At 42.3% G+C, this 7,243-nt stretch carries 3 protein-coding genes and 3 pseudogenes; 2 read left to right on the plus strand and 4 right to left on the minus strand.

Features of this window, described 5'->3' with window-relative positions; genetic code table 11:
• Nucleotides 1-158 precede the first annotated feature (158 nt).
• Nucleotides 159-1,190 (minus strand): annotated as a pseudogene (locus O9334_RS19270) (IS4 family transposase).
• A gap of 62 nt (nt 1,191-1,252) precedes the next feature.
• On the opposite strand from O9334_RS19270, the gene O9334_RS19275 reads away from it, so the two are divergent.
• Entirely contained in the window at nt 1,253-1,558 is a 306-nt protein-coding gene (locus O9334_RS19275) for a hypothetical protein (RefSeq protein WP_190381301.1), read from the plus strand.
• 243 nt (nt 1,559-1,801) lie between these two features.
• On the opposite strand, the pseudogene O9334_RS19280 reads toward O9334_RS19275, so the two are convergent.
• Nucleotides 1,802-2,887, minus strand: a pseudogene (locus O9334_RS19280) (IS701 family transposase).
• Between the two features lie 310 nt (nt 2,888-3,197).
• On the opposite strand from O9334_RS19280, the pseudogene O9334_RS19285 reads away from it, so the two are divergent.
• Nucleotides 3,198-3,522: pseudogene (locus O9334_RS19285) on the plus strand (zinc ribbon domain-containing protein); the annotation flags it as partial.
• Nucleotides 3,523-3,530: 8 nt separating this feature from the next.
• On the opposite strand, the gene O9334_RS19290 reads toward O9334_RS19285, so the two are convergent.
• Both O9334_RS19290 and clpB read right to left on the minus strand, forming a co-directional pair.
• Complete coding sequence (locus tag O9334_RS19290; protein ID WP_045358688.1) at nt 3,531-3,911, minus strand: zf-TFIIB domain-containing protein; 381 nt, start codon at nt 3,909-3,911, stop codon at nt 3,531-3,533.
• Nucleotides 3,912-4,162: 251 nt separating this feature from the next.
• Entirely contained in the window at nt 4,163-6,823 is a 2,661-nt protein-coding gene (gene clpB, locus O9334_RS19295; RefSeq protein WP_045358687.1) for an ATP-dependent chaperone ClpB, read from the minus strand.
• Nucleotides 6,824-7,243 lie beyond the last annotated feature (420 nt).

The raw sequence follows: 7,243 nt of genomic DNA on the forward strand, positions 1-7,243 counted from the left end.
GTATAGGCTCGGCTGATTTTCTTTGACCGCCATCAGGTAATCGTGATTGGCTTCCATGATGGCGGCTGCTGTCTCCCTTTGATTGTGTAGAGCATCTACTGTGAAACACTGGCGTACTGGTAACTCCCCTAATGCCTCTATTGGGACTTAAACAAAATTTAAGCCCAAACAAGGCCGAAACTGGCTTTGTTTGGGCTTGAAATTTGTTTAAGTCCCACTAAGCGAAAAAGACTTTGGCTACGACGACCATGTTTTTTGAGCCGAATCGGATGAAGTTGATGAAGCCACAAGCCAGTCTTGAGAGACCAGACCAAAGCTAAAGTCAACAGAGCAAAAAGTTGACGCAGGCGTTCGGGGTCAGTAAAATGAGTCGATTCCCAACAAAAACCACGAGTCTTGAAAATGCCAAAAAGGGTTTCAATGCCCCAGCGCAGAGCGTAATCGCTTACCAGTCCGACTGTATGTGGGGGAGCAATGACTATTAAGAGGTCTCCATCCTCCAAACGCAAGGCTTCCAGGGAGACCCGATTGCCCCAAACCCGACAATCGCCTGGCAATTGCTGAGATTCTCCGATAGCCAGATGGGCGAAGACGACTTTGGCAGGCAAGGCTTTTCCATTTCGCTCAATCTTGTCGGTAGCCCGAATCCTTAACCGGAAAGACAGAGACGGTTCGAGCAGAAGATAGCGCAGCCAAGCTTGACCAATAAACTCTCGGTCAGCACACAGACAACGAATTCTCGCGTTGGGAAAAATTTTGAAGATCGCCTCAATGAACCGCATACGCTCATCACTGTTGGAGTTTCCCTTTTTCTTGAGCAGCCACCACAAGATGGGAATGGCGACTCCTTCGTGGACTATGCCTACAGTCAGGATGTTGTAGCAATGCGGGACCTACTCCCAGGTAGTCCGGTCAAGACTCAACACCCAAGGCTGGGGGAGCTTCAACCAACCCACGACAATTTTCGCAATTTCAGAATAATCAAGCTCGAAGTTGCGGAAAAAGCGTTGTAATCTCTTGTAGTTGGATTCTTTGAGGGCTTTACCTCCAAATCCTACTGCTAACTCGCTCAGATTGACGGTTTTGACTTTAATTAAGGCTAGTAGGAACAGTGCTAGAAACGAGAGCCTGGCTCCATGCCATGCCAGATGGGGTTTAAGGGCTTGCTTTAAGGCGCTATACTGATTTATATGGTTTTAGAGATTGGTTCTATTTCTCATAAAACCCTACTCTCGCCTACTTTTCAAGCTTTTTGTCCTGTACTGAGGATGAGGGTAGCCATTTTCAAAATGCGGTAAAATTACTGAAATTTAGTCATCGCGATCGCCTGTGGGAAATTCCTGATTTATTAAAACAACTTGTCCAACTAGAAAAACAATTAGGTCGCTATTGTAAAACATTTTTTTTGGATCATGCACAGGAACAATTACGCTTTCCCACAAACTTTAATGCAGTAATTAGTCAGATAATTTTAGCTCAATTTGGTTTAGCAAAATATCCTGAACAGATTCAGAACCTTTGGCAATGGAAACTGGCGAGATGGGATTTTGTTCCCTAAGTAGTTTGTCCTCTAATTTTGCAGAACAATAGTCATTTAATCTTGATCTATCGTGTTTGGAATTAATAATCGAGAACATTACAGGTGAAGCAATCATAATTATCGCTCTTCTGGGACTCTAGGCAGAAGAGAAATAGGAATTGTGCGGAAAAATCTTCTCTAACAGAGAATTTATGAACTGATTAAGCTGGAAAAACAACCGACAAAACAAGCGAATTTTTGAGGTTTAAAGACAACGACTAATCAAGGCTTTAATAGATTGAAATAGCACAAAGTTTGAATAAATAATCGTAAATTATTTAGAATATTTTTCCAGCCTTTTCCCTTATCCCAACCAGGATGGTTTTTTATTTCTTCTTGAGCGTGTTTAGCTAAATCTAAACTAGCTTCTCTCGATTCCTTTAATTCTTCTGACTGTAGGCTTACCATTAAGTAAGCACTCATGACTATTTCCCACCATTTCTCAATTCGACTATAGTCAGTTACTCGAAAATCTGCCCAGCCTAATTCGTTTTTGCTTTGCTTTAATCCGTACTCCACCCAGTTTCTTAACCCGTATAAGTTGCCTACTTTCTTGTAATTTATCTTTGGTATTTTGGTCATAATATACCAAGTTGAGTTCTTGGGCAATGTTTCTTTGTTATCGGTCACTTCCCAATATCTAATTTCTTTTTTCTTTCCGAAAATAATCTCCCTTATGTATCTTTATTCTGTCTTGTCTGTTGAAAATACTCTCTCGAAATCTCGCCATTTATTGCATCTTACCCTTTGCCCTGATGGCAACCATACTCCGTGATTGCTGCGAATCGCCAGAACAAAGTCTAGTTTTTCTTCATTTAAAATACTAACAAAATTTTCCTCACTTTCACCCTACTCACTATCTGCTAATACTAGCTTGATTTTAAACCCCATCTCTTTCAGTTATTGAATGATCTCTCCTCCAATTTTTGGCTTACTTTTGTATTCATATCCTTCTTTTAATTTTTCTCGCAGCTTATAGACCTTAGCTATTAAAGGGAACGTCATTCCTCGAAATAATCCCCAGGCTGTTACAGCGACAATTCCGTTCTCTATTTTTCCCAGATTACCAATGTATTGTCTTTTGACATAATCGGTTGTCCTCCCTTTCTTTTTGTCTCCTGTTTCGTCGATAATAACAGTGATTTCTTCTCCATTTAACAGGTTTAAAACTATTTCTAATCTCCGCTCTTTTAATTCTTCTACTGACCAGGGCGACTCAGTTAAAAAATGATCTAAGCCTTCGGCATCTTCTCATCCTACTACTTTAGCGATCACTGGTAAAGTTTTTCTTTTTATATCTGAAATCATCCCCAGATGCAGATACTTAAAATATTCAAAGGTTCTGACTTCTGGAAATAAGTCTCGATCAGCTTCGCAGTAGTCATCAATAAATTTCACGGTTGGTTGGGCGCGACGTGGCTTAACCATATACCACCTCTTGATTTCAGGGCTTTTTTTCTATTCCATCTCACCTAAAGTCCCAGAAGAGCGATAAAATGTCGCTAAAGCTTTAATAAAAATTATGTTAAAAGTTATTTGACTCAATTAAAACTTATCCCTTAGGTGACAAATTATTGGCACTTAATAGCATAATTCTTTGAACGACTTTTTCAGCAGACCCCAAATAGAGATAATTCCCCAAGGGGCGATTATTGAAATTATCACTGAAACCAGAACCCACAGAATCCAAATTCAAGGAAGCAGTATCGGTTTTTCCTCCCCTCATACCTCTGGAGTTTCTCAATCCTCTCAATCGACCACTGCTACCAGTTTCTCCTCCTCACCGATGCAACCGATGCAACCGATGAAAATGGGCAATATGTCGATGAATTTTGCCCTCATGGAAATGCAAATGGGAGAGCTGAAATATGAGTATGGGAGACACAAAAACCGTCAGTAAAGTCCGATTTTGTAGTAGCTGTGGTCATCAGTTACAGCAATAGGCAGTCAGCTAGATATGTAAAACCTGTTTAGCTAAATCTATAACCCCTTTTGAAGCAAAATTCGGTTTATATTGGCTGAATTGACCCGCTTCTAACCAGATTCCCTGACAACGAGCGCACTTTTCGTACCAAATCGCGTGTTTATCGATGTCTAACATTCTCAACATCTGTTGACGACAATGGGGACAAGCGGAGACTGGCGATCGCTGTTTATTTCTTGGTTTAGTACATTTGTCTAGAGATTCCGAACCCTTAATCTGTTTCAATTTTTCCGCTTCTAAACGATCGAACCAGATTCCCTGACAATGATCACAGCGATCAACTTCTATCTGTCGGTAGATGACTTGGTGTAACTGTCCACTACATTTGGGACAACCGATGCACTTCATAAAAAAATTTGAGGAAATTTTTCTTTTGGGGGGATGTTACTAGACTAACCGATCGAGGGAAAATATAGGAATTTTTTTCGGGCATTTTTGGCTTTTATGGTAAGTAATCGGACAAAATTAACTTCTCAGACTAAATCCGTTTTTAATAGTGTGATTAACTCCCAATCGAACTTTAAAAACCCAGTTCTCACTCTCCTATACTTTTTCAACAGGATTTAGCATCAGAGGGGGAATATATCCCCGGTCTGGTTTTAATCTGAACTGAGGTTAACCACGGCTAATTCTAATGTTGTCCCTTCCTTTTTTAGCTCCTTTTTGCTAAAACTTAACACTTCATCCAGACAATCAATTACTACCGTATCCCCTTCCATAAAAGCTTGTTCGAGAATTTTTGTGGCTAAAGGATTCTCTAACTCCCGTTGGATAGCACGTTTTAAAGGTCGCGCACCGTAGGTAGGATCGTAACCAACAGTAACGATATGATCTTCTGCTGCCGCAGTTAATTCTAGATTGATTTTTTGTTCTGCTAATAATCTTTCCAGACGCTGTAATTGCAGACGAACAATGTAACGCAATTCTTCTTTTTTGAGGGTATGGAAAATAATTAAATCGTCGATACGATTCAAAAATTCGGGACGAAAATGACTCCGCAAAGCTGTTAAAACCCGTTTCCGCATCTCCTCATAATCGGCATCTTCGGAAACATTTAAAATATGGTCACTGCCAATATTACTGGTCATGACGATAATCGTATTCCGAAAATCCACCACTCGCCCCTGAGAGTCGGTAATGCGCCCATCGTCAAGCACTTGTAATAAAATGTTAAAAACATCGCGATGGGCTTTCTCCACTTCATCCAATAAAACCACAGAATAGGGACGACGACGCACCGCTTCCGATAGTTGTCCCCCTTCCTCGTAACCCACATAACCCGGAGGCGCGCCGATTAACCGCGAAACCGCGTGTTTTTCCATGTATTCCGACATATCGATGCGAACCATGGCTTCCTCGGAGTCGAACAGTAACCCCGCCAAGGCCCGCGCTAACTCGGTTTTACCCACTCCTGTGGGTCCCATAAATAGGAATGAACCAATCGGACGGGAGGGATCTTTCATTCCCGCGCGTGCGCGTCGAATCGCCGCCGCTACTGCCGTGACCGCTTCATTTTGTCCGACAACTTTTTTCTGTAAATGAGACTCTAATTCTAATAATTTTTGTCGTTCCGATTCCATTAAACGATTGACTGGAATTCCCGTCCAACGGGCAACTATTTCGGCGATATCGGCATCGGTGACTTGTTGTCTTAACAGGGTTGCCCCGGCAACTTGAATCGTTTCTAGTTCTTTTTCTTTTACTTCTAATTCCCCCTGTAAAATTTCTAGTTTGCCATACTTTAATTGGGCCGCTTTATTGAGATCATAAGCCCGTTCCGCCTGTTCCACCTGTAGGCGCAATTGTTCTTCTTCCTCTCGTAACAATTTAATTTCCTCGGCGATATGTTTCTCCGTTTGCCATTGGTCAGCGAGGGGCTTTTGTTTACTTTCTAATTCCTCAATTTCTTCGATAATTCTTTCTAAACGCTCTTGAAAAGCTCGATCTTTTTTCTCCTCTTTTTCTAAGGAGAATTTTTCCATTTGTAACTGCATTAAGCGACGATCTATCATTTCCAAATCGGCGGGTTTAGTGGTACTTTCTACCTCTAATTTGGCCGCCGCTTCATCGACTAAATCGATCGCTTTATCTGGTAAAAAACGATCGCTAATATAACGATGGGATAGGGTAGCTGCTGCCACTAGGGCCGAATCGGTAATTGTCACCCCATGATGCACCTCATAACGTTCTTTTAAACCCCGGAGAATTGAGATAGTATCCTCCACGGAAGGTTCCTTAATATAAACCTGTTGAAAACGTCTTTCTAAAGCGGGGTCTTTTTCAATATGATTGCGATATTCATCTAAAGTTGTCGCCCCAATACAGCGCAATTCCCCCCGAGCTAACATAGGTTTTAATAAGTTGCCCGCATCCATCGATCCCCCTTCCCTAGAACCCGCACCGACAACGGTATGCAGTTCATCGATAAAGAGAATAATTCGCCCTTCTGATTGGGTAACTTCTTTCATGACTGACCGCAATCTTTCCTCAAATTCGCCTCGATATTTTGCCCCAGCGATTAAACTTCCCATATCGAGGGAAATTAACTGACGATTTTTCAAAGATTCGGGAACATCTCCGTTAACAATCCTTTGGGCCAATCCTTCAGCGATAGCGGTTTTTCCTACCCCCGGTTCACCGATTAAAACCGGGTTATTTTTCGACCGTCGCGAGAGGACTTGTACCACCCGTCGAATTTCTTCATCACGACCGATAACCGGGTCTAATTTGCCTTCTTTGGCCGCTGCTGTTAAATCCCGGCCATATTTATCTAAAGCTTCGTATTTTTCCTCTTGATTGGGTTCAGTAACCTTTTGAGTACCGCGAATCGCTTTGATGGCTAATTCTAAATCTTGGGGGTCAAGATTGAAAGTGCGTAAACATTTCCGGCCCACCCTTTCATCTTCGGCAAAACCGACGAGAAGATGTTCGACGGAGATAAATTTATCTTGCCAACTTTCCCGGGATGCTTCCGCGCGATCGAGTAACAGATCAAGACCACGACCTAGGTATAATTGATCGACGATGGCCACTTTCGGCTGTCGGTTGGTGAAGACTTCTAGCTGTTGTTGCAGTCGGGGAATTTCTATATTAGCTTTTTGTAAAATCCGGGTGGCTAGACCGTTATTCTGCTCTAGGAGGGCAATAATAACGTGTTCCACCTCTAAGGTCTGATTTTTAAAGCGTCGCGCAATTTCTTGCGATTTAACGATCGAATCCCAAGCTTGTTCGGTAAATTTATTCGAGTCTGTGGGTTGCATTCTGCACCAATGAGGAAAGCCAGTGTCAGAGGTATAGTATAGCAAGGAGTCTCGATCAATCACAAAGTTCTAGGATCGACAAAAGCTCTGACTTGAAAGAGGGTGTAGGGTGTGGGGTGTAGGGTGTGGGGTGTAGGGTGTAGGGTGTGGGGAGAATAAATAAAAAAGTCTCCTATCTCCTATCTCCTGACTCCTATCTCCTGACTTGAAAATAGAAGCTGAAATAAGGCAAATTCGTCAATCATACTAAATCCGTTGAGTATAGGCCACATATCAGGAAAGGCACTCCTGGGAGTGGAGTGACTCTCAAATTATTACAGATGCGTCAGCGGCTGCGTGTAAGCATCCCACCGAAAAACTAATGCGCGGGGGGTTTGGGGGCGGCACTTCGACACATTTCGACAGGCTCAATGTAAAGGC

It is taken from the genome of Microcystis sp. LE19-8.1F, assembly GCF_027531715.1.
In the GTDB taxonomy this organism is placed as follows: Bacteria; Cyanobacteriota; Cyanobacteriia; order Cyanobacteriales; family Microcystaceae; genus Microcystis; species Microcystis wesenbergii_A.